The 22,151-nt window shown below is 58.2% G+C and carries 15 protein-coding genes; 8 read left to right on the forward strand and 7 right to left on the reverse strand.

Going from position 1 to position 22,151, the window contains the following annotated elements:
* The first annotated feature begins 31 nt into the window (after positions 1–31).
* The 5 genes from EXQ56_04720 to EXQ56_04740 are packed head-to-tail and all read left to right on the forward strand — an operon-like array spanning position 32 to position 5,664.
* Complete coding sequence (locus EXQ56_04720; GenBank protein ID MSO19756.1) at positions 32–1,456, forward strand: UbiD family decarboxylase; 1,425 nt, start codon at positions 32–34, stop codon at positions 1,454–1,456.
* Positions 1,457–1,474: 18 nt separating this feature from the next.
* Entirely contained in the window at positions 1,475–3,064 is a 1,590-nt protein-coding gene (locus EXQ56_04725; GenBank protein ID MSO19757.1) for a UbiD family decarboxylase, read from the forward strand.
* A 30-nt stretch (positions 3,065–3,094) separates the two neighbouring features.
* Positions 3,095–3,784 carry a DUF2848 domain-containing protein gene (locus EXQ56_04730; protein ID MSO19758.1) on the forward strand — a complete coding sequence of 230 codons (690 nt, stop codon included), beginning with the start codon at positions 3,095–3,097 and terminating at the stop codon, positions 3,782–3,784.
* Between the two features lie 36 nt (positions 3,785–3,820).
* Complete coding sequence (locus EXQ56_04735; protein ID MSO19759.1) at positions 3,821–5,272, forward strand: 4-hydroxyphenylacetate 3-hydroxylase; 1,452 nt, start codon at positions 3,821–3,823, stop codon at positions 5,270–5,272.
* Between the two features lie 41 nt (positions 5,273–5,313).
* Positions 5,314–5,664: a cupin gene (locus EXQ56_04740; protein ID MSO19760.1), complete on the forward strand. Its 351-nt coding sequence runs from the start codon at positions 5,314–5,316 to the stop codon at positions 5,662–5,664.
* A 355-nt stretch (positions 5,665–6,019) separates the two neighbouring features.
* On the opposite strand, the gene EXQ56_04745 is transcribed toward EXQ56_04740, so the two are convergent.
* On the reverse strand, positions 6,020–9,334 hold the full coding sequence (locus EXQ56_04745; GenBank protein ID MSO19761.1) for a hypothetical protein: 3,315 nt from the start codon (positions 9,332–9,334) through the stop codon (positions 6,020–6,022).
* 252 nt (positions 9,335–9,586) lie between these two features.
* Between EXQ56_04745 and EXQ56_04750 the strand changes: the two genes are divergently transcribed.
* Positions 9,587–10,597, forward strand: coding sequence for an ABC transporter substrate-binding protein (locus tag EXQ56_04750; GenBank protein MSO19762.1), 1,011 nt, complete (start codon positions 9,587–9,589; stop codon positions 10,595–10,597).
* Positions 10,598–10,612: 15 nt separating this feature from the next.
* Here the strand turns inward: EXQ56_04750 and EXQ56_04755 are convergent, their stop codons facing one another.
* Positions 10,613–11,686, reverse strand: coding sequence for a hypothetical protein (locus EXQ56_04755; GenBank protein MSO19763.1), 1,074 nt, complete (start codon positions 11,684–11,686; stop codon positions 10,613–10,615).
* 106 nt (positions 11,687–11,792) lie between these two features.
* On the opposite strand from EXQ56_04755, the gene EXQ56_04760 reads away from it, so the two are divergent.
* On the forward strand, positions 11,793–13,805 hold the full coding sequence (locus EXQ56_04760) for a hypothetical protein (protein MSO19764.1): 2,013 nt from the start codon (positions 11,793–11,795) through the stop codon (positions 13,803–13,805).
* Positions 13,806–13,933: 128 nt separating this feature from the next.
* Here the strand turns inward: EXQ56_04760 and aroA are convergent, their stop codons facing one another.
* Positions 13,934–15,250 (reverse strand): 3-phosphoshikimate 1-carboxyvinyltransferase, encoded by a 1,317-nt coding sequence (gene aroA, locus EXQ56_04765; protein MSO19765.1) that lies wholly within the window; start codon positions 15,248–15,250, stop codon positions 13,934–13,936.
* A gap of 220 nt (positions 15,251–15,470) precedes the next feature.
* Here aroA and EXQ56_04770 point away from each other — a divergent pair, with 220 nt between their 5' ends.
* Entirely contained in the window at positions 15,471–16,823 is a 1,353-nt protein-coding gene (locus tag EXQ56_04770) for an MFS transporter (GenBank protein ID MSO19766.1), read from the forward strand.
* Positions 16,824–18,195: 1,372 nt separating this feature from the next.
* On the opposite strand, the gene EXQ56_04775 is transcribed toward EXQ56_04770, so the two are convergent.
* The 4 genes from EXQ56_04775 to EXQ56_04790 all read right to left on the reverse strand — a co-directional run bounded on the left by EXQ56_04775 (position 18,196) and on the right by EXQ56_04790 (position 21,778).
* Positions 18,196–19,014 (reverse strand): metal ABC transporter permease, encoded by an 819-nt coding sequence (locus EXQ56_04775; GenBank protein MSO19767.1) that lies wholly within the window; start codon positions 19,012–19,014, stop codon positions 18,196–18,198.
* Between the two features lie 28 nt (positions 19,015–19,042).
* A complete protein-coding gene (locus EXQ56_04780) occupies positions 19,043–19,984 on the reverse strand; it encodes a zinc ABC transporter substrate-binding protein (GenBank protein ID MSO19768.1) in 942 nt (313 codons plus the stop codon).
* 25 nt (positions 19,985–20,009) lie between these two features.
* The gene (locus EXQ56_04785; protein MSO19769.1) at positions 20,010–21,347 is read right to left on the reverse strand and encodes a hypothetical protein; all 1,338 of its coding nucleotides are present in this window, start codon (positions 21,345–21,347) and stop codon (positions 20,010–20,012) included.
* A gap of 92 nt (positions 21,348–21,439) precedes the next feature.
* Positions 21,440–21,778 carry a hypothetical protein gene (locus EXQ56_04790; protein MSO19770.1) on the reverse strand — a complete coding sequence of 113 codons (339 nt, stop codon included), beginning with the start codon at positions 21,776–21,778 and terminating at the stop codon, positions 21,440–21,442.
* Positions 21,779–22,151: the final 373 nt, after the last annotated feature.

The following is a 22,151-nucleotide window of genomic DNA, read 5'->3' on the forward strand; positions in this document are numbered from 1 at the left end:
TCTTTCGATCATGTAAAAAGGAATTTCCCGAATGCCCTACAAGGACCTGCGTGAGTATCTCAAGGTTTTAGAGAGCAAAGGACTGCTCTGCCACATTACGGCGGAAGTGGACAAGGATTGGGAGATCAGCGCGGTCTGTCGCCACACTTTCCGCAGCATTCCGCAGGAGCGCCGCCCTGCGCTGATGTTCGACAAGATCAAGGGCCACGACATCCCGCTCGTGGTGGGCATACTGGGCGGCTCGCGCGAGATCTACGCCACCGCGCTCGGGACTGACCAGAAGGGCGTTTGGGACACGTGGGCGCGCGGCAAAAATCCCATTGCGCCAAAAGTAGTGAGCAGCGGGCCGTGTCAGGAAGTGGTGCACATGGGCGAAGATGCGAATCTGGAGATGCTCCCCGCGCCCATCTGGACCGTCGGCCAGGACCCCAGCCCCTACCACACTTCGCCGTTCGTCATTTCACGCGACCCGGAGACGCGCGTGCAGAACGTCGGAACTTACCGCCTGCAAGTGAAGAACGCTCATCGCGGCGGCCTGATGATCAACCCGCAACGCGGCATGCGCGTACACATGCAGAAGAACGAAGCCAAGGGCGGCGCCACCGAAGCGGCCATCGTCTTCGGCACCGACCCGGTAATCGGACTGACATCCGTGAGTCCATTCCCTGCGGGCGTGGACGAGCTGGCCGCTGCCGGCGGCATTCGCGGCGAGGCGGTGGAAGTGGTCCGCTGCAAGACGGTGGATATCGACGTGCCCGCCACCGCCGAGATTGTAGTCGAGGGCCGCGTGCCCTATCTGGGCAACGAGCCGGAAGGTCCCTTCGGCGAGTACGCCGGATATATGGGCGCGGGCGGCAACAATCCCGTCTTTGAAGTTACCTGCATCACGCACCGCAAGAACCCAATCTATCAAGCGTTTCTCAGCCAGATGCCGCCGAGCGAATCCAGTTGCATCAAGGCCTTCGGCCGCGAATTGGAGATTCGCCGCCACCTCGTGAATAATCTCGGCCTGCCCGTGCAGGATGTCTGCCTGCCGGAGAGCGGCAGCTCCACGGCCACGGTGATCGTGTCCCTCCGCAAGGCGAACCGCTTTCAGCCGTTGAAGGTCATGACGGGCGTGTGGTCGATGAACGCCGGCATCGGCAAGATCGTCATCGTGGTGGACGACGACATCAACATCCGTGACCCCTTCCAGGTCGATTGGGCCATCGCCTTCCGCATCCAACCCGATCAGGACGTCCGCATCATCTCCAACACCGATCCCATCACGCTCGACCCCTCGCAGCCGCTACGGAACGGCCAGCCAATCCCAGCCGCCGAACAGGTCAGCTCGAAGCTGGGCATCGACGCCACGCGCAAGCACGCCTACCCGCCGCCATCGGTGCCACCGAAAGAGCATCTGGACAAAGTAGCGGCGCAATGGGAGCGCTACGGCATCCGCCCCGTCGCGCAATAATGCGCCGGTCGCCACGGCATGACTCTTGTGCGTGAGATTTACGACTTGATGGTAGCAGCGCGGACTGGTTTATTATTTTGCATTTGTGGTTTTGAGAATTACTATAGAAAAACAGTAGCAACGAGGTGTGGAATGGCGTTCGGGGATTTGCGTACATGGCTGGAGCGATTCGAGGCCGCCGGCGAACTGAAGCGCGTCACGGCGGAAGTCGATTGGGACCGCGAGATCGGCACCATTGCGCGCCGGTCATTCACTAGCAAAGGCCCGGCGCTGCTGTTTGAAAATGTGAAGGGCCACAAGAATACCGTGGGCCGCAAGGTGGCCACCGCGCTATTTCACAAGCGCACGCGCATGGCGATGCTGCTGGGCTTTCCGCCGGATACGCCGGTGCGTGAGTTGGTTCGCCATGTGCGCGAGAAAAACAAGAAGTTGATCTCTCCTGTGGTTGTTCCATCCGGACCGGTGAAGGAAAACATCCTGCGCGGCAAGGATGTGGACCTGACTCAATTCCCCGTTCCCAAGTGGCACTACCGCGATGGCGGCCGCTACATCCTTACTTTCGCAGCGATCGTTACTCGCGACCCAGACACGGGTGTATTGAACGTGGGCGTGTATCGCGGCATGTTGGGCACTCGCGATACCATCCCGATTCTGATCCTCGCCAGCCAGGGCGGCGGCCAAACTTTCTCCAAGTACCGGCAGCGAAAGCAACCCATGCCCGTGGCGGCGGTGATTGGCTACGATCCCATCATGGATTTCATTGCCGGCAGTCCCATGCCCTCCGGTGTCTGTGAGTACGACGTAATGGGTGGGTACCGCGACGAGCCGATGAAGCTGGTCAAATGCGAGACCAATGACTTGCTCGTCCCGGCTGGCGCCGAGATTGTCATCGAGGGATTTGTGGACCCCGACCCGAAGACATTCGAGTTGGAAGGCTCGTTCGGAGAGTATACCGGCCACAACAGCGACGTGCCGACACTGCGCCCTGTGGTCAAAGTAGAGTGCATCACCCACCGCAACGATCCCATCCTGCGTGGCACGCAGGAAGGCACGCTGCCGGGCTCGTTCAACGAGAACAGCATGATGTCCTCCATCCAGCGCGCCGCCATCGCCTGGAATGTGCTAGAGTCGCAAGGCGTGCCCGGCATCTCCAACGTGCATGTACACCCGGTAACCAATGGCACGAATATCTGCGTGGCCATCAACAAGCGCTACCAAGGACACCCCAAACAGGTGGCGTGTGCGCTGTGGGGATCGAATGCCGCCGCATGGCGCTACAAAAACGTCATCGTCACCGACGATGACATCGACATCAGCGACTACGAGCAGATTGATTGGGCCATCGCCTACCGCGTGAACGCGGGCAAGGACGACATCGTCATCTTTCCCGGCTCGTTCGGATCAAGCGCCGACCCGTCGACGCCGCTCGAAGAGCGCAACGTCGCCAAACTCGGCGCGGGCATCTGGAACCGCGTGCTGATCGACGCCACGCGCACATGGATGTTCGACCCCATGCCCGAGTGGGAGGGCCGCTTCCCTCCCACCGTGCAGCCCAGCGCGGAGGATGAAGCGCTCGTCGACGCCCGCTGGAAAGAGTACGGCTGGTAGCACGGCGAAATTATATTTTGTGAAAAGACAATGCCCATTGAACTTAATCTCGTATTAACTGGCGAGCCAATAAAATTTCTCGCGCGTCGATTGGTGGCCGCCGGTTATACGGGGCGGAACCAGGATCATGTGCGCGCTCACATCGAGGAGTTGGAGCGCCAAGGCATTCCAGCGCCGGAGAGCTTTCCCACTCTCTACGAGATTGAGCTTTCCTTGCTCACCACGCGGAACGAGATTACTCCAAGTTCGGCAACCGTCTCTGGCGAAGCCGAAGCCGTGCTGCTTTTTATTACTGACCGATTGGAAGATGCGCTGGTCAGTGTCGGCTCAGATTTCACGGATCGTGTCGAAGAGCGCCGGTCCATCCAGCGCTCGAAGCAGCAGCCCAAGCCCATCAACACTGAGGTCTGGCGGTTCCGTGAAGTCGCTGCTGTGTGGGATGACATCGCTGTGCGCAGTTGGGTTGAGCAGGGAGCGGGCAAGCCGTTCTACCAGTCCGGAAAACTTTCGCAGTTGCTCGCGCCGCCGGTCTTGCTGGAACACCTCGGAAGCAAACTGACTTCGGGCCGCGCCGGGGAGCTTGCGGGAACGATCATGCTGATGGGCACGGTGCCGCTGTGCGATGGAGAGTTTCGCTACGCGCCATACTTTGGCTGCGAACTGGAAACGCCGGCGGGTTTGAAGCTGGCGTATTCATGCGCAGTGAAGCACCCCCGATAAGGGTGATGATAATTTAACCGCTCAGAAGGATTCACCATGAGGACAGGTCGCCAGTACATTGATTCGCTCGACGACGGCAGAAGTGTATTCATAGACGGCAAGCGCGTCGCGAACGTCGCTGCACACCCGGCCTTCGAGGGGATCGCCCGCACTGTCGGCTCGCTCTATGACTACGCCGCCGACCCTGCCAATGGGATGCTCTTCCACTCCCCGCACACAGACGGCGAAGCCAATAAAGTCTTTATGATTCCCCGCTCCGCCGCCGAGTTACAGGAGCGGCGGCAGGCCATCGCGCGCTGGGCCAATCTTACCAAGGGCTGGGTGGGACGCAGCCCGGATCACGTCGGCGGATTCATGGCCGGGTTCGCCAGCTCGCCGGAGACGTTTGATAAACCGGACCGCGAGTATGGCCGCAATGTTACGGCCTTCTATCAGAAGCTGCTGGAAGAAAGTTTGTATGTCAGCTATGTGATCATCCCGCCGCAGATTGACCGCGCGACCACGGCCCATGCGTGGAAGGAAGAGCTGCTGCAGGTGGGGGTGCTGGAAGAACGCGAAGGCGGTTTTGTCGTGCGCGGCTCGCAGATGCTGGGCACATCCACCTCGGTCTCTGACTATCTGTTCGTCAGTTGCATCAAGCCGCTTGCGCCTGCCGATGAGCGTTACGCGCTGTCGTTCGTGCTGCCGGTGAATACGCGCGGGTTGAAGATTTATTGTCGGCGTCCTTATGCTCCAGGCCAACCCAGCCAGTTCGACTATCCACTTTCCACGCGCTTTGATGAGACCGACGCGTTGATCGTCTTCGACGATGTGTTCGTCCCGTGGGAGAACACATTTGTTTATCGCGATGTCGAGAAGCTGCGCAATCAGTTTTTCGACACAGCCGCGCACTTGCTGGGCAATCATCAGTCGCAGGTGCGGCTTATCGCCAAGATGAAGTTCATCGCCGGAGTAGCGCGCAAAATTGCGCATGTCAACGGCATTGACGTGATCCCGTCAGTGCAGGAGAAGCTGGGTGAGATGGCCTCGCTGGCGGCGATTGTCGAAGGCATGGTGATCGCCGCCGAGGCTGCTTGCACTATCGACAAGCACGGAGTGGCCAAGCCGAATGCGCGCTTCCTGTATGGGTCGATGGGCCTGCAAGCGGAGATCTATCCGCGCGCCATCTCCATCCTGCGCGAGCTGGCCGGCGGCGGAGTGATCCAGCTTCCTTCCTCCTACAAAGACCTGACCAACCCGGAGACACGCCCGGATTTCGAACGCTACCTGCAATCGCCGCGCGCGACCTACGACGAGCGGATCAAACTGTTCAAGCTGGCCTGGGACATGATCGGCTCGGAGTTCGCGGGTCGGCACACACAGTACGAGATGTTCTACGCAGGCGCGCCGTTCATCTCACGCGGCTACGCCTACCGCAATTATGGGTACGACGAAGCGGTGGGCAGCGTCGATGAATTTCTCTCGAGCTACGGCTTGCCCGACGCGTAAATCGGCACTGGCGAATCGACATCGCGAAAAGGAGTGAAGAAGTGAGCAAGCCTGAACTGGAGTTTTTCCCCACCTCGGATATTGGGTGGACCCGCTGTCCCGGCCCCATAGATGGCCTCACCGAGCGCATCCTGGCGCGCGACGCGGAGAACAACGTGGCCACTCGGATGCTCACCTTTGCGCCGGGCACGGACACTTCGGCGAACGGCGTGGTGGTTCATGATTTCTGGGAAGAAGTCTACATCCTGGAAGGATCGATCATCGACCTGCCGCTGGGCAAGGAGTTCACCGCGGGCATGTACGCCTGCCGCCCGCCGGGCATGAACCACGGGCCGTGGCAATCCCCCAATGGCTGCACCACGTTTGAAGTGCGCTACCGCGTGAAGTCCTAGCAAAACAGAGCCGCGATGGAGAAATTCTTGTCCACTGTCAGCACCTTGCCGTTGTGCAGAACCAGCGTGGGCGACTGCGCGCGCAGATAACCACCCGAACCAGTCGTCAGGCACAGCAGCATCAGGATGACGGGCAAGCCGCTCTTGCGATTCGATGCAAACATCTTCACACCTCCATGAATTCGCGAACGAATGACGTTCCTATCCGAATGGCCGATTTGAAAGGGGCACAAAAACACCGGGGCATTCTAGCCACGGCCAGTAGAGAGTACTGGCGGACCGAATGCCCCGTCAAGTTTTAAGATCAGCGGTAGCCGCGACCCAAGTCGCACGCTCCGCCATTTAGCATGGCGAACTACCAGTTCAGCTTCAGAGCGAACTGCACCTGACGCGAAGTGGTGTTGGTGGTGCTGATAACTCCAGCGGTGTCGACTCGTGCCCCTGCCGCATTAAAGAGATTGTTGGCGGGGGGACCGAAGTTGGCCCGGTTCAAGACGTTGAAGAACTCCGTCCGGAATTCAAGGTTGGTGGATTCAGTGATGGTTATTCGCTTGGTAATCCCAGGATTCCAGGTGATCGAGCCGGGGCCGATCATGGTGTTTCTGCCCAGATTACCCAGCTCGCGCAGCCCGGGAGCGTCGTAGGCCGTTACATCGATGTAGGCGTTAGGATCGCGGCCATCGGACAAAACAGTGGTCTCACCATCTGTGCGGCCGAGGTTTGGCGAACGCGGATTCACAGCCAACTGATTCAAGCTACAGCAAGTTGCCGTTGCACCTGTACCGGCGGCAGGCAGCGCCGTCGCCACACTTGCCACAAGGTTGAGCGGTTGTCCAGTTTTCGCGCTCAGCACGCCGCTGGTGCGCCAACCCGAGAAGATCGATCCAAGGATCCCGCTCAATCCGGGTACGGCGGGAATGTCATAGGAGTAGTTGAAGGAGAGCATGTGGCGGAAATCGTAGCCGCTCAAGCCCCACTGCGCGGATGCATCGTAAGGAACCTTCTGCCGTCCGCCGCCGCCGGATACACCGCCACCAGTCTGACCGCTATCGGCGCCCGCCAGATTCTTCGACCAGGTGTAGGACATGGCCGCCTGCAACCCGCTCGAAAAACGCTTCTGGTAGGACATCTGTAGCGAGTTGTAAAAGGAGTTGGTGTTATTAGCGAAAAAGTTGATGGAAGGCCATGCGGGATTCACCAGACTGGCGTTGGCGGGCAGCTCCAGTGACCGGCCATTGTAGAATGCCCGCGGCGTGTTCAAATCGCCGACGGAGATAAGATGGTTGGCCCGATTGCCGGCGTACCCCACCGTCAATAAGCTATCTCCACTGAGCTGCTGCTGGATATTGAAGTTCCAATGAATGGCGCGGGAAGAATCATTGTCTTCATACGGCAGCGCATAGGCCGGGCTGCGTTGAGTCCCTATCTGGGCTCTGGCGTTGGGGAACTGGCTTGCCGCGGCGTTAGCGATGGGCAGCGTGAAATCGTAGCCAAACGGCGGATTGCGATCCATCTGGTTGTAGAACGTGTTGGGATCATTTGGAGCATAGAGGATGCCAAATCCGGCGCGCACCGAAGTCTTCCCACTGGCAAAAGGAGTCCAAGCAATGCCCAGGCGCGGTCCAATGTCTCCCCAGGACCGATTGATCCAATAGGGATCACCAACGCTCGGTTCTGTATCGGTGTGATAGCGCAGGTTGGAGATCAGTCCGTTTACTTCCGTCGGAATCGTGTAGGGCTCCCAGCGGACTCCCATGTTCAACGTGAAGCGATCCGTGACGCGCCAGTCGTCCTGGATGTATAGAGCCATGAACCACTGCCGGAAACCGCGCCGGTAGGTTTCACCCGAGAAATTGGGAATGGCTCCACGATAGGTACCAGGGGTACCAAGCAGCAGGTTATTGACGCTGGTGAATGTCCATACCCCCCACCCGCGATTGTCCTTACGGCTGTTCAGTTGTAGGCGCTCGATGAAGCCGCCGAACTGCAGCCCGTGATTGCCCTTCCTCCAAGTCATGTCGTCCTGATAAGTGAAGCGATTGGCGATCATGAAGGTGGGCTTGGTGGCAAAGCCGCCGCCGCCGTAGCCTGTCAACCCGGTAACCGTCAACTCGGGAGCATCCGCCTGTCCCGGCACCACTGCAATTCCTTGTCCGGGAGCTGGAGCATTCCCGGTGTCAAAGGGAACCACGCGACTGAAGTGGAAGCGGGCTGTATTCAAGGCCATCGGAGAAACAATGTGCGTTTCTGATAGAGTCAGCGCCCACGACCCGTTGTTGGACGACTGTTCAAAGCCTGGGAAAGTTTCCGCCTGCGTACCCTGAGAGTTCGATCCAATGAATCGCCCGAAGATGGAGTCCTTTTCGGTCAGCGCTGGCAGGTCCACGCGCGACAAGCCATAATGCTCGATCGTTGGTTTCTTGTACTCCCAAATTAATTCCTGTACACCGCTCAGGACAGACACGGTGCTCTGGTTTGGCTGGCCCTGGTTCAAAACTACGTTCCGGGTAAACTGGCGACCCTGCGAACTCGGGAACGGCCATTGTCTGACATACGGCGCCATCAGACTCTGCTGGGCAGCAGTCGGGTTGACTTCCTGGACCATTCCGATAGTCTGACTCCCGAGAGTGCCTATTGGTCCCAGACGCCGTCCCTGACGCCAATCGGCATCCATAGTGAGGGGCGCGAGTGTTTCGGAAAGCACTTCGCGGGTGCTTTCATAGGCAAGGAAGAAGAAAGACTTGTCGCGTTGAATTGGACCGCCCCCGGTCGCGCCGAATTGGTTGCGACGGAAGGGAGGCAGGCGGGGATCGTTCTCGTCTTCCTGCTTATCGAAGAAGTTGCGGGCGTCGAGCGCGCTGTTGCGCAGATAGTCATACGCGCTACCGTGGAATTCGTTGGTGCCGGACTTGGACACGGCGTTGAACACGCCGCCCAGCGCGCGACCGTACTGCGCGCCGAAGGCGTTGGTCAGCACTTGGAACTCTTGCACTGCTTCAAGGCCTAGCAGAGCGCCGGAGGGTCCGGCGGGAATGTGCCGGCGGTGATCGCCGATCAGTCCGCCGTCGAGCAGATAGGTGTTGTCTTCGCCCCTCATGCCGGAGATGCTGATACGTTTGCCGTAGCCGTTGTAGGCCTCGCCGCCCGCCGTGTTCGATTGCGTAACGCCAGGCTGCAGTAGAATCAACTGGCTGAGGTCGCGGCCGTTCAAAGGCAGCTCGCGGATGGTGGAGCTTTCCACCGTGTAGCTGACGGTGGCCTCGGTGGTCTGCACCAGAGCGGCTTCACCGGTGACTTCAATGGTCTGCGAGACCGCGCCGACTTGCAGATGAACGTCCACGGCGGCTTCGCGACCGACGGTGAGCACGATGCCGCTGCGAATCTCCGTCTGGAAACCTTCCTTCACTGCGTTTAGCTTGTAGTTGCCAACCGGCAGCATTGGAGCTACATAACGCCCAGTGGCGTTGGATTCCACAACGCGAACAACTCCGGTGCCTTCATTCGTAATTTCAATCTTGGTATTCGGCAGGACCGCGCCGGAGCTATCCATCACCACGCCGGAAATAGTTCCGGTGGTTACCTGCGCATAGGATGCCGCAGCCATCAGTAGCACCACGCTCATTGCCAGCCAGATTCGCAAAGTACGCATATTCACCCTCCCCTGACTCATTTCGACTCGTCCAGTTTCTATCCTCAATTGAATGGAGAACCTCCGGTTACTGAATGGCTTTCAGAAGCAATCCAAAGAGGCCCACAAAAATAATGCCCTCATCCGTAAATCCTGTTGGCCACCGGATTTCCTCAGCCCGCGAGGAAATCACCCGATTATTCTCTAGATAGACCCTAACTCTAACGAAACATTATTACTTTGGGTTAAACAAGTCAAGCGGCATATCATCCATTATCGGTCTAAATTGGAGGAATGCCTATGATTCAATTTATGCGCTTGTCATGGACTGGTTGGTTGCTGGTTCTTTGCCTGGCGGGCGGCACGCTTCAGGCCCAGCCGCTGGCCCAGTCGCTTGTCCAGACGCTGCGCGTGGGCGTGATTAGCGAGTCCGCCAACAACTGGCCCATGTGGGTGGCCGAAGCCAACGGCTACTTCCGCGAAGAAGGTCTGGATGTGAAGGTGGTGGTCACCGGCGAGTCCATCAAGCAACTCGATGCATTGGCCAGCGGTGAGTTGGAGATCACGCACCAGGCCGCCGACCACTTCGTGAAGTCGGTCGAGCAGGGCCGGAACTTCTTTGTCTTCATGACCATCTCGCGGCCCATCTTTGATTTCATCGTAACGCCGGGCATTCGCAACTACTCCGACCTGCGCGGCAAGACCATCGCTCTCGATCAACTCACCACTGGCTATTGGCTGCTCTATCGCAAGGTGCTGGCGCAGAATGGCCTCAAGCCGGGCGATTACGTGATTCAGGGGGATTCTGGAGGGCCGGAGTTTCGCCTGAAGGCCGTGATCGAGGGTCGCGCGCAGGCCACTTACATGAATCCGCCGGCGAGCCTCGAAGCCGTTGCCGATGGTCTCACCCGCCTTACCAGCCTGGCCGAGCACTTCCCCGATTTCCCCGGCTCCTCCGGCGGCGCGCGCCGCGATTGGGCCAAACAAAATGAAGCCACGCTGGTGAAGTATCTGCGCGCCTACATCCGCGCGGTCGATTGGCTGCTCGACGCCAGCAATCGCGATGAGGCCATCGCCATCGCGGCGCGGCGCGTAAAGATCGATCCGAAATCCTGGCCGGGAAGTTACGATGCTTTCGTGAAAACGGGATTGATACCGAAGGCGGCCATCAGCCGCTCAGGTTTCCAGCAGGTGCTGGAATTGATGGCAGAGAGTGATCTGCTCAAACCGCCGCTGGCACCCATGGAAAAATATGCGGATACTTCCCATCAGGAAAAAGCAGCAGCCAGCCTGATGGCGAAATAGTCGGATTCGGCAGAGTTATTTCTTCGCGGCCATCTCCAACCGGGCCAGCTCCGCGTCAATAATCGCGACGAACTCCTGCTGGGGTCGCGCGCCGTTGAGCGGGATGCCGTTGATGTAGAAAAATGGCGTACCGGGAATGGCCAAGCTCACTCCCTCGCGGAAATCAGCCTGTATCGGCTCACGAAACTTACGAGTCTCCAGGCAGGCGCTATACTGCTCCATATTGATCTTCAGCATCTCCGCGTAGCTGAGAAATACGCGGCTGCCGGTGTCATCCTGATTCTCGAAGAGCAGATCGTGATACTCCCAGAATTTGCCCTGCTCCTGCGCGCAACGCGCCGCATCGGCAGTACCGGGGGATCCATCATCATCGCCGCCCGCCTCGCGTAAAGGCAGATCACGGTAGGAGTGCTTCACTTTGCCTTCGTACTTCTTTAGCACTTCCTTCACCGTGGTATACGCTTGCAGGCAGTAGGGGCATTGAAAGTCAGAGAACTCCAGAATGGTAATCGGCGCATCGGGATTACCACGAATGCGTTGCATATCAATGTCCACCGGCATACGCGGCGGCGAGAGCAGCAGCATCACGCCCGCCTTGGCGCGCAGTCCGGCAAAGTATTCGCCCCGCGCTTCGCCCAAAAACTGTTGCAGCAATTGCTCGCGGACATGTTCCTTCGTGACGTTCCCGCCGCCCTGAAACATCATTTGCACGAAGTTGTCTTCCACTTCTTCATCCGTTGGCGGCTTGATCTTTGAATCGGCCTCGCGCTTGAGCAACTCGTCTTCTTTGATCCCTATCCGATCCGCCTCGGCCTTTAGCAATTTATTGTTGATTACATCGTCCAGCGCCTTCTTGCGCACCGTGTATTCCTGCAACTGCAACTTATAGACCTGCGGGCGGACCTGGACCTGGAACTCCTTCTCGAAGACCGGCTCCCCAGCCACCATAGCCACCGGAATGGCGCTGGAGGACTGGGCGTATGCAGTCGCAACACTGCCACCGTGCCAAAGCCCTACGGCAAACGCCAAAACCATCACCGATCCCATCAAGCAATTAGCGATTCCTATAGTTCTGATTTTGGAAATCATGGCCGAGTGACTCCTTGTCCCTGCTCCAATACCTGCGTGCACCTGCGCCTATTGTAATCCGCTTCCCTACTTTCACCAACTCACAATACGAGTGGGATTATAATGAATGGGATTGCCGCACCAGCCCAGACGCAATCCTGAGATGGGTGTTCATCACATGTCACAACTTGGTCTGCATGGCAGTATATTACTGTCCCTGTTCCAGCATGTCTACCGAGCCGGTTTGAGCCTCGCATGGTATCTCTCCGTGCTGTTCATTGTTCTCGCCGAGGCCCATGCGCAGCAGATGGTGCGCGTGCCGCAGGAGTTGGTGCAGTACCCCGACCTGATTATCCACAACGCCAAGATTGTCTCGATGGATGATCCGCAGGTGAACACTTCGGTGGGCCGCGTCTATCAAGCGATGGCTGTGCGCGGTGATCGGATACAACAGCTGGGAACCAACGCACAGATACTCGCTTACGCCGGTCCACGCACGCGCAAGTTTGATCTGAAGGGGCGCACGGTTGTTCCCGGCCTGATTGACACGCACAATCATCTGCATGACATCTACGTCGGCGAATGGGCGCGCAAGCATCCTCAGGAGATATTCACTTACCGCAAGCAGTTCACGGTGAGCGGTCGCAGCTTCGACGAACTCACGGCGGGGATTACGGTGCTGTTCAAAGACAATGCTCCGCAGCTCAAGCCCGGCCAGTGGATCACCATTGACCTGCCCGGCCCCAAGAAGCGCGGCATCGGCAAGGAGTTTATTTCAGCAAAGCATATCACGCGCGCAAAGCTTGACAGCATCGCGCCCACCACGCCTGTCTATATTGAATCTGAAGGCGCGTTCCTGATGAACACCGCGGGCCGCGACGCCTTCCTAAAACTGTTTCACGTCAAACCGACTGATGAGAATGAAGCTCTTGCGCTCACCACGCCGCAGTTCAGCCGCGCGCTGCTTACGGAGATATACTTTCGCCCGCGCGTCCCACTGATGGCCGACATACTTGAAGACGGTCTCAACCACTTCTCCGCCCTGGGATTCACGACGTTCAGCTCGCACTCCACCGGCTTCCCGATTCACGATGGCTACCTGATGCTATCGCGCCAAGGCCGCCTCCCCGTGCGCTACGCCTTCACACACCGCTTCTGCCAGATGACCTCCGCCGACATCGAAGGCTGCTTCTTCCGCCTCGGCGACGCCGCGGGTCTCGGCAATGACACTATGTGGAACATCGGCGTAACGCTCGGCGGCTTGGACACTGACCCGCCCAACTTCTGCAGCACCATCGCCGCGCCGCCCGAAATCAAAAAGTTGGAGCTGTGCCGCACCGTGCCCGGCACGCACTACTACGACTCCATCTACACGGCGCTGCGCTCGCGGCTGCGCTACGTGATTAATCATGTGAAGGGCGACAAGAGTCTCGACATCTTCATGGACATCGTCGACAAGGTGATGGCCGATGATCCCAGCATCACGCTCGATTATATTCGCTCGCTGCGCATCACTTCAGACCACTGCGGCTTCTATCCCCGCGCTGATCAGATTCCGCGCATGGCGCGTTTCGGCATGGCCTTCAGTTGTGGGGCTTCACAGATTGAAGACATGGGAGCGTACCTGCGCATCTATGGCGAGCAGTACGCCGACCGTATCACGCCCATCCGCAGCATGATCTCCGGCGGCCTGATGGTGGCCAATGAAGGCGGCGGCAACGGCATGGAAGCGGCCGTGCCCACGGCGTTCGCGCGCTACTACCCCTTCATCACGCGCAAGCGCTCCGATGGTTTCGTGGTTGCCCAGAAAGAGGCTGTGGATCGCGTAACGCTGATGAAGATGTCCACCGTGTGGGCCGCGCCCTACTTGTTGCGCGAGAAACAGATCGGCACGCTGGAGCCGGGCAAGCTCGCTGATTTCGTGGTGTTCGACAAGGATTACTTCACCATTCCCGAAGGCGAGATTCCCAGCGTGATTCCATTGATGACCGTGTTGGGCGGTAAGATAAGCGTGTTACGTGAGGAGTTGGCGCAGCAGTTGGGCATCGCGCCCGAAGGGCCGCAACTCCACTTCCGTTTCGACCTGCCCGCGCGTACCATCGATCTGCAGCAACTGCTGGAACTCAAGGAAGAGTTCTAGGGGTGCTCCGCATTATTCCATAGTCGTCATTCCGAGCGCAACGAGGAACCTGCTTTTGCATTTCATGAGGAAGTATGGGAAAGCAGGTTCCTCGCTTCGCTCGGAATGACGACCTCAAAGTAACAGGGTCACTCAGACACCCGGCTCAGATCATCATAGAAGCCGGGATACGACACCACCGCCGCGTCCGCGTCCTTAATGCGCGACTCGCCCTGCGCTACCAATGCGGCAACGGCAAAGGCCATGGCGATGCGATGGTCGCCGAAGGAATCGAGTTCGGTTCCTTGCAGCGTCTGCTTGCCGGGAATGTTGAATCCGTCCGGCAGCGTTTCTATCTCGGCGCCCATGCGACGCAGATTTTGTGCGACGGTCTCGATGCGGTCGGTCTCCTTGATGCGCAACTCTTTCGCGTCGCGCAACTCCAGCCCGTCTTGCGTCTGAGTTCCCAGTATCGCCAGCACGGGTATCTCGTCAATCAGGCCCGCCACCATCTCGCCCTCGATGCGACCACCCTGCAACCTGGCATTGCCCTCACGGCTGACGTGTAAATCGCCGATTAGTTCGCCGCTGACCTCGGAAAGATTCAGCATCTGAACCTTTGCGCCAAGCGAGGCAAGAAAATCGAGCAGCTCCGTGCGCGTCGGATTCAATCCCACGCCTTGCAGATAGAGATTGGAATCAGGCAGCATCAGCGCCGCGCACAGGAAGAACGCCGCCGAAGACAAATCCCCAGGAACCTCCAAGCGCTGCCCATAAAGCAATTGTCCGCCGCGAACCATCGTCCGGCGCGGAGCGCGTGCGATGGCCGCACCGAACTGCGTCAGCGCGATCTCGGTGTGGTCGCGGGTGACAACCGGCTCGCTAACCGTCGTCTCGCCTTCCGCCAGCAACCCCGCCAGCAGCACCGCGCTCTTCACCTGCGCGCTGGCAACGGGAAGCAAATAGTCGATGCCGCGCAGCGCAGTTCCTTCTATCGCCAGCGGAGGAAAGTTGTCGTTCGTGGCCTGGATTTTCGCGCCCATCTGCGCGAGCGGGTACATGATGCGGCGCATCGGTCGCCGCTGCAGAGACTCATCGCCGGTGATCACGCTGCGGAAATTCTGGCCGGCAAGAATGCCGCTCAACATGCGCATCGTCGAGCCGGAGTTGCCAGCATCCAACGTCTGCGCGGATTCCGTCAGGCCGCGCAAGCCGCGACCAGTGATCACAATATCTTCGACAGTCAGGCCATCAGCGGTCTGCACAGGTTTGCGCTCGACACCCGCGCCCAGTTGCGCAACGCAGGCCAGCGTGGAGGCGCAGTCCGCTCCGGGCGCATAGTTGCGGATGCGCGTCTCGCCTGTGGCAATTGCGGCAAGGAGGCCGTAGCGATGCGAAATCGATTTGTCTCCGGGCAGCCGCAGCGCGCCGGACAGCGTCTTCGAAGGTTTAATCACTCGTTCCATCTTTTTAGTTTACCCCGAATGGGAGCGCAGGAAATACCATTACACTGCCATCCGGAGCCCTGCGAAGTATCTGCATTTCGCCAAATGGAAGGCCACAGCATATCCGACGCTGCACTCAGGATGAGAGTGCGTGGGGGATGGGACCGTACCGTTCAGAGCTATCGCTCACTCAATGGACTGAGTTATCCTATTCACTTTACGAGTATTCCACCACTACACAATGCCATCTTCCGCAATTAATTCTCCGCTGACCACAGGCAGGGCAACGCTGGAGCGTCATCATTGGCACATTCTCTTCGCCAGCCTGTTCGGACGCTTCTTCGACGGCTATGAAACGTTCATCCTTTTCGTCTCACTGACTCCGGCACTGCGCGACATTCTTCCAGCGGGACAGATGGCCCACGCCGCCGAGTACGCGGGCATCATCTTTGCCGCCACCATGACGGGCCGCTCCATCGGCGGCATGGCCTCCGGAGTACTCGCTGACTACATCGGTCGCAAGCGCACCATGCTATGGAGCTACTTCATCTACACCATCTCCACACTGCTGACTGGTTTTGTCGATCACTGGGGATGGCTGGCGTTTACGCGCCTGGCAACGGGCATGGCGCTCGGCGGTGGGTTGGGGCTGGGCGCGACACTCATCGCGGAGTCCTGGCCTGAGGGAATGCGCTCCAAGGGACAGAGTTGGATGCAATCGGCGTTCGGCGTCGGCGGCGTGCTCGCCAACATGCTCTGGTTTTTTCTGGAGCCCATCACCGGCGACGCAGGATGGCGCTGGCCATACTTTCTCGGCGCGCTGCCGGGGTTCTTCCTGCTGGCTTACACGAAGCGCAATGTCCCGGAGTCCGAGCGCTTCCTGGCCAAGATGCACCAACGACAACAGATGCGCAGCAGCGCGGCCAGGAATATGCCAGATCAAGGCAATGCAGATCAGAAAATCATGCGGCAGTTCACCATGGTGGCTTTGTTCCGCCAGCCCGAACTGCGTAGCCCGCTCATCAAGTGCATGATCATGTCTTTCGGAACAATCGTGAGTTACTGGGCTGTCTCGACGTGGATACCCGCCTACGTCGAGTCGGTTACACGCGCAGGCGGACACACCAGCGTTCATTGGGGATCGCTCGCGGGCGCGGCCTTCGCCCTGGGAGCGATACCGGGCTACCTCGCGGCATCCTATCTAGCCGACTCCATCATCGGGCGCCGCGGCATGCTGGCGTTCTACTTTGGCGGTTCAGTGCTGAGCACCTTTGCTGTTTATCTTTGGGCCAGCGAGCCATGGTCGTTAATGATCGCAACTTTCATTCATGGGTTCTACACGCAAGGCCAGTTCGTCTGGTTCGCCATTTACCCGCCCGAGCTGTTCCCCACGGCGGTGCGTGGCTCAGCCTTAAGCACCATCTTCAATGTGTCGCGCTTCGTCTCGATTCTCGGGCCGCTATTCGCCGGCGTACTCATCACCAGATTGGGAGGCTACAGCGTGACGGCCAGCCTGTTCGGACTGCTGTACCTCGTGGCCCTCGCCGTAGTCCCCTTTTCACCGGAGACGCGCGGCAAACCGTTGCCGAACTGATCACCGCTTGGTGTTCACGAATGGTCGCCATCGAAACATATTCGCGCGTCTAATGCCCTGCCATGAGCCAGCCATTTCATCTCTGGCAACAAGCGGGTGCCGCGAGGACTGAATTGCGCGAGGAATGCAGACTGGACCGGGAGACGGTCAGCGCACGTGGCTGCCCGTCTCCCGCTGTTCCTTGAGGAATTAAGTAAGATCAGGAAAACGAATTAGGAGCAATTTGTCCAGGGATCATACGGGGCTGTTCAGAAAATGCATGGCACGCTCAACAGACGCCTCAATGATGTAAATCATGCAGCCGGGACCTCCGGGCTGCCAGGCATGAAGGCGACCACGGCGCAGCCAGGAATAGATCGCACCCGGACTCTTGTGGAGTCGATAGGCCGCTTCTTTTACGGTGAGATGCCGGACCTGGGTTTGATCCTGCGTATTGCTGACCGACGCAGGTTTCACTGCGTCTGGCTCTTTGCGAGGTTGGACGGAAAGTGCTAGGGGGTTCAGAGCAGATGGGCTGGCGGTTGCCCGTGAGCGATGCGAACCACGATGGTTAGCACGCGATGCGACAGAACGAATTAGGGGGGCACTGGTTGGGTCTTTTCTGACTGATGTTAAACGCATAAAATGACCTTTTCCTCCGAGTTGTAAAGCTGTCAATTTCTTGCCTTGGATCGGCAACCATGAACAACTATCTACGGCAATCAAGTCCTCCTTTCAATATTTGTCCAAGGTGAACGAGTCCATATCTATCAATCAGAATGCGGCAAATCGCAGATTTCCAATAAGCCGCGTCCGATGTCAGGTAGTCTGGGGAATCGGAATAAGGAAATACCTTACAAGGTATTTTCTTGTTCTTGGATGTTCCCCGTTATTTCACCTCGGCATCACACACATACGTAAGTTAGCTGGTTAGCTCTGGGAAACAAGATTCGCAGATCCAAGCAACGATGGAATTTGACCACGATGCCATTCTTATCCAGCATTGAGACCGCTATCACACTCTCAGAGGCACGGCTAATAATCACACTACTCAAAACCAGAATACTGAAAATTAGCACCATCTAATGATGGTTATGGGTTCCGCTTTGCATCACAAGCAATAGCGGATATCTATTTGATTTCATTAGGCTGAGCTACGCAGCGCAGAGGTCCCTCTAGTGACGGACTGCTCAGTATTGTAAGCAACCATCCCAAGGCACTGGAATAATCGGTAGCCGATCCACAATATCTTGAGAGGGGATTCAGACAAACTTTCTAGGAAGTGTTCCCATAAGCCGCAAGAAACTCACGTTGAGCAGCGGCTCGAGATTGACACGCATTTCACGGAGCTACGATTCGCCGCTGCTACGTTCGCGCAGAGACGGCAACTCCGTTAATGGCGAAAGAAAACTGCTCGCGCGGAAGCCATCACGATCAATGCGGCCCCGAAAGTGCAAGCGATGGTAGCGCCGGTGGGCAGATCGATCGCCAGCGACAAGTAAACTCCCAAGGCAGAGACTACCGCACCCATCGTCCAGCCAATCGCAAGGCGCTTGCCGATGCTGTCGGTGAACAGAATCGCTCCGACTGAAGGCACGATTAGGTAACAGAATACCAGCAGAACGCCCGCGATGGAAACCGAAGACGTCACGACGATGCCAAAGGAAACGTAGAACAGAAAATCCCACCAACGCACTGAAATTCCATCGGCCTGGGCTTTGCGGGGATCCATCGAGATGGCCAGAAACTTCTTGCGGAAAATATAGTGAAACACTCCCACGCCCGCGTAGAGCAAAGCCGTATGGCCTACTTCCGGCCAGGAAACAGTCAGGATATTTCCCACCAGCATGTCTTTGAGATGCTCGGTCTCGCCGACGGCCTTGCTCATGGCCAGGATGGCCGCCGCGGACGACACCGCGTAGGTAATCCCAATTATGGCCTCCTGCGGAATTCGTCCGGTCCGGCTCTTCACGGTGGAGAAAACCGCCGCGCCCAGAAAAGTGAAGATGAGGCTGAACCAGTAGGCACCGCTGCCATGCGCGTCCAAGCCATATAGAATGGCTATAGTGGAACCCAGCGCGGCGATCTGGGCCAGCGCGATATCCACGAAGATGACACCACGCTCAACCACGTGCACGCCCAGATAGGCGTGAATACCCGCCAGGATTAGGCTGGCTACAAACGGTGCTGCCAAAAACATGAGCACATCCACAGGACTCTCCTCTTGTTTTCGCCCATCACTAGCGCCCCAGTGCCATCTTCAGCAGCCGAATGTTGTAATCGAATAGTTGCAGGTAATCCTTCACTTCCGGAACCCCGCCCACCGAAGGCAGCATGACGAGGACTTTTGCGCCGGATTGTTGCGCGATGGCGTTCGGCGTTTTCAGGTCGAAGTAAGGCTCCACCAGGATCAGCTTGATCTGATCTTTCTTCATTTGATTAATCAGCGCCAGCGTATGGGCCGGGGTTGGAGGGATGCCCGGCTTGGGCTCGACGTATCCCACCACCTCAACTCCGAAGTGATTAACGAAGCTTGGCCAGGATCTGTGATAGGTGATAACCGCGGTTCCCTTTAGCGGTGCCATCTCCTGCAGCCAGCGTTTATCGGCCTCCTGCAAGCGACGGTCAAAATCCTGGAAACGCTGCGTGAAGTAGGCGGTGTCCTCGGGATCAAGTTGCGCGAATCGCTCCGCGATGGCTTTGGCGATGCGCCGTCCGTTTTCCGGATCGAGCCAGTAATGTGGATTGCCCAGCGGATGCACGTCACCCATCGCGCGCGACACCTGCCCGGACGGCTTATCAAGGACGGCCGCCGCTGCGGAGGCATCATGGTACCCTGCTCCACCGGGCTGAATGCGCGCGTTCCGACTCTGCGTGATGAGTGGCGGGAGCCAGCCGGTCTCCAGATCGAGTCCCACCACCAGCAGCACGTCGGCCTTCAGTAGCTTCAACAGAAAGCTCGGCTTGGCCTCCACGAAATGCGGGTCCTGATAGCCGCGAGCAATGGAGTCCACCACCACGTGCTGCCCGCCGACTTCGCGCGCCAGCGCCGCCAGGTCCTCGGTGGTAGTCATTACATTTAGATTTTTCGCGGCTGCTGGGGAAACCGCAAATGCAGGCACGAGCAGCGCCGCCAGCACCGCCACCGCGCTTCTCTGTACGAACAACCGTTTCTGTTTCATGAGTACTCCTTATAAAAAATATCGACTAAAACGGGTGCGCGCCGTGCGCCCCGATGTTGAACTGGAACTGGAATAGAACCTCGTTCGCCGTGGTCCCCTCGCCGTAGCGAGTACGCCGGAGCTGTCCGCGAATCTGACTGAACTCGCTCGGCCAGTACGTTAGCACCAACGACTGCGCGCTATCGTGCATCGCGGCATCGCGAGCCCGCTCCGCCCAATCCACTCGCGCTCCCGTAAACCAGCGGCGCGCGAGCTGGTAATCGGCGGAGGCGTAGAAACCGAATGCGCGCTGCGTCCCTAATTCTTCCTGACGTCGGCTCCAGACCGCCTCCGCCCGCGCAATGAATGAATGATAGATGGCGCGGCGCAACGGCTTCCAGTGCAGCGTGGCGTCGAAGCCCGTCAGTTGCGTGTGAAAATCCCTGCTCAGGTAGCCGCGCGCTAAAATGCAGGGCGGAAAGGCGACGCTCACTCCATCGGCACCGGGCTGGCCGCCTGACACACCACTTCCATCTGGGGCGAAAGTATCCGTCCCATCGAAGTAGCAGGACCACCAATTGTTCTGATCATTGTGGCCGCGCGCGTAGGAACCAGCCACCTCCAGATTGGTGGATTCACTCAGGTCTTTGTAACTGCGCAGGCGGTAGATGCTGCTCACATCGCTGCGACGGCTGGACTGGAATAGCTCTCCTGAATTGCCCTGATAGAGTTCTGCGCTTCCTTCCAGAAATAGTCCGGCGGGCGCGGGCAGAATGCGGCTGATGTGCAGGCCTTCATCGACGATGCCTTCGTCTCCACCCAACAGGTTGGTGGAGATCAACGGGCGATCCACCCAGGGCAGCAGGTGATTGTGGAGCGGATTGAACTTGCCGAAATTCGAGCGCATCCTACCCACTTTGCCCAGGAACCCGCCCGGCAGCGCCGTGAAGGTAAGGTAGCCTTCCTCGATCTCCGCTCCCTCCGCGCCAATGGCCACGAAGAAATCAGCACGGGCATACGGATCAACCACCGCCTTGAAGGCAAACTCACTTTCGTGAAGAGATAAGGCAGGGACGGGAGCGAGGGGATTTCTCCCCGCCGCGCCGATGAAGTTGCCGATAACCCCGATGTCGGGATTTAAGACTTTCGCCATCCCGCCCGCACCACCGAGAGCCGGCGCGGTAGACTCAGGAGCCTGCGACACTGCCTGCGCGGCGGCAATCTCCGTCGCCGCACTTGCCGGAGTCGCCGCCGCGCCCGAAGCCTCCAGCGCGGTTTTCAGTGATGCCACCACGGATTCGAGCGAACGGATGCGCTCTTCCAGCGCGCGATACCGCTCATCCGCGCTTACCGTTTCCTGTCCCCATAGAAAAGATGGACTCATAGCAATAAGACAAACACATGAGATAAGTAATCTCCGCATGATTCCTCCCGATTCGGGCAATTTTAGATTTTAGATTTGAAGGTCGGACGAGATCAGGATTCGAGGGACGGGGCGCGACCGGGATGCATGATGCTCATTGATGAGCCGCTCAACTCAGTCAGCGAGGACAGCATATGGCTTCGCATTTCACTTGGAGCGAGGTAACCTTCCGAAACGACGACTCCCGGAAAATGATGATGGTGAAACGGATCATTCGAGTGCCCGGGAATAGGGCAACCCGATTCACTGGCATGAGGCGCGGCCAAGCCGCCGACAAGCTGCGTTGCTGCCTGGAGATCATCCTCGGGTATGGCGAAATAGGATTCGCCAAAATGCAGCCCTAAATCACTGATCAGCAGCAAGAGGAGCACGCTCGATGTGAGTTGGCGCATCGAGATGATTCGGGTGATCTGGCACAGTGTCCGCTTCGTCATAATTTATCTCGAACCCAACAGGCTCAACCAGCATTCGGTGAGCACTCACCTCATGATAATCACTCCAACTGCTTTCCGCACATTTTATTCTTTCGCAGTAGTGGGGCAGTTTGAAACTTACCGGCAAACTTTCTTCTAGCCCAGGCCTTTAGGCCTGGGTATGCGGTGCGGGCAGAAATAGAGCCCCCTTCAGGGGGCTTCGCACAGGGAGACTGTAGGACATATTGAGATCATCGCAGCGCAAGCCCCGTAAACGGGGCTAAGCAATACTAAGGGAATCGCCGACCCAGGCCTAAAGGCCTGGGCTAGAAGAAAAGGAAATTCATACCGA

It is taken from the genome of Acidobacteriota bacterium (genome assembly GCA_009691245.1).
In the GTDB taxonomy this organism is placed as follows: Bacteria; Acidobacteriota; Terriglobia; order 2-12-FULL-54-10; family 2-12-FULL-54-10; genus SHUM01.

Bases quoted from the DNA above. Each gene is read 5' to 3' on its own strand.
- EXQ56_04720 (MSO19756.1), top strand. From the start codon at position 32: ATGCCCTACAAGGACCTGCGTGAGTATCTCAAGGTTTTAGAGAGCAAA.
- EXQ56_04725 (MSO19757.1), top strand. From the start codon at position 1,475: ATGACTCTTGTGCGTGAGATTTACGACTTGATGGTAGCAGCGCGGACT.
- EXQ56_04730 (MSO19758.1), top strand. From the start codon at position 3,095: ATGCCCATTGAACTTAATCTCGTATTAACTGGCGAGCCAATAAAATTT.
- EXQ56_04735 (MSO19759.1), top strand. From the start codon at position 3,821: ATGAGGACAGGTCGCCAGTACATTGATTCGCTCGACGACGGCAGAAGT.
- EXQ56_04745 (MSO19761.1), bottom strand. From the start codon at position 9,334: ATGAGTCAGGGGAGGGTGAATATGCGTACTTTGCGAATCTGGCTGGCA.
- EXQ56_04750 (MSO19762.1), top strand. From the start codon at position 9,587: ATGCCTATGATTCAATTTATGCGCTTGTCATGGACTGGTTGGTTGCTG.
- EXQ56_04755 (MSO19763.1), bottom strand. From the start codon at position 11,686: ATGATTTCCAAAATCAGAACTATAGGAATCGCTAATTGCTTGATGGGA.
- EXQ56_04760 (MSO19764.1), top strand. From the start codon at position 11,793: ATGGGATTGCCGCACCAGCCCAGACGCAATCCTGAGATGGGTGTTCAT.
- aroA (MSO19765.1), bottom strand. From the start codon at position 15,250: ATGGAACGAGTGATTAAACCTTCGAAGACGCTGTCCGGCGCGCTGCGG.
- EXQ56_04770 (MSO19766.1), top strand. From the start codon at position 15,471: ATGCCATCTTCCGCAATTAATTCTCCGCTGACCACAGGCAGGGCAACG.
- EXQ56_04780 (MSO19768.1), bottom strand. From the start codon at position 19,984: ATGAAACAGAAACGGTTGTTCGTACAGAGAAGCGCGGTGGCGGTGCTG.
- EXQ56_04785 (MSO19769.1), bottom strand. From the start codon at position 21,347: ATGAGTCCATCTTTTCTATGGGGACAGGAAACGGTAAGCGCGGATGAG.
- EXQ56_04790 (MSO19770.1), bottom strand. From the start codon at position 21,778: ATGCGCCAACTCACATCGAGCGTGCTCCTCTTGCTGCTGATCAGTGAT.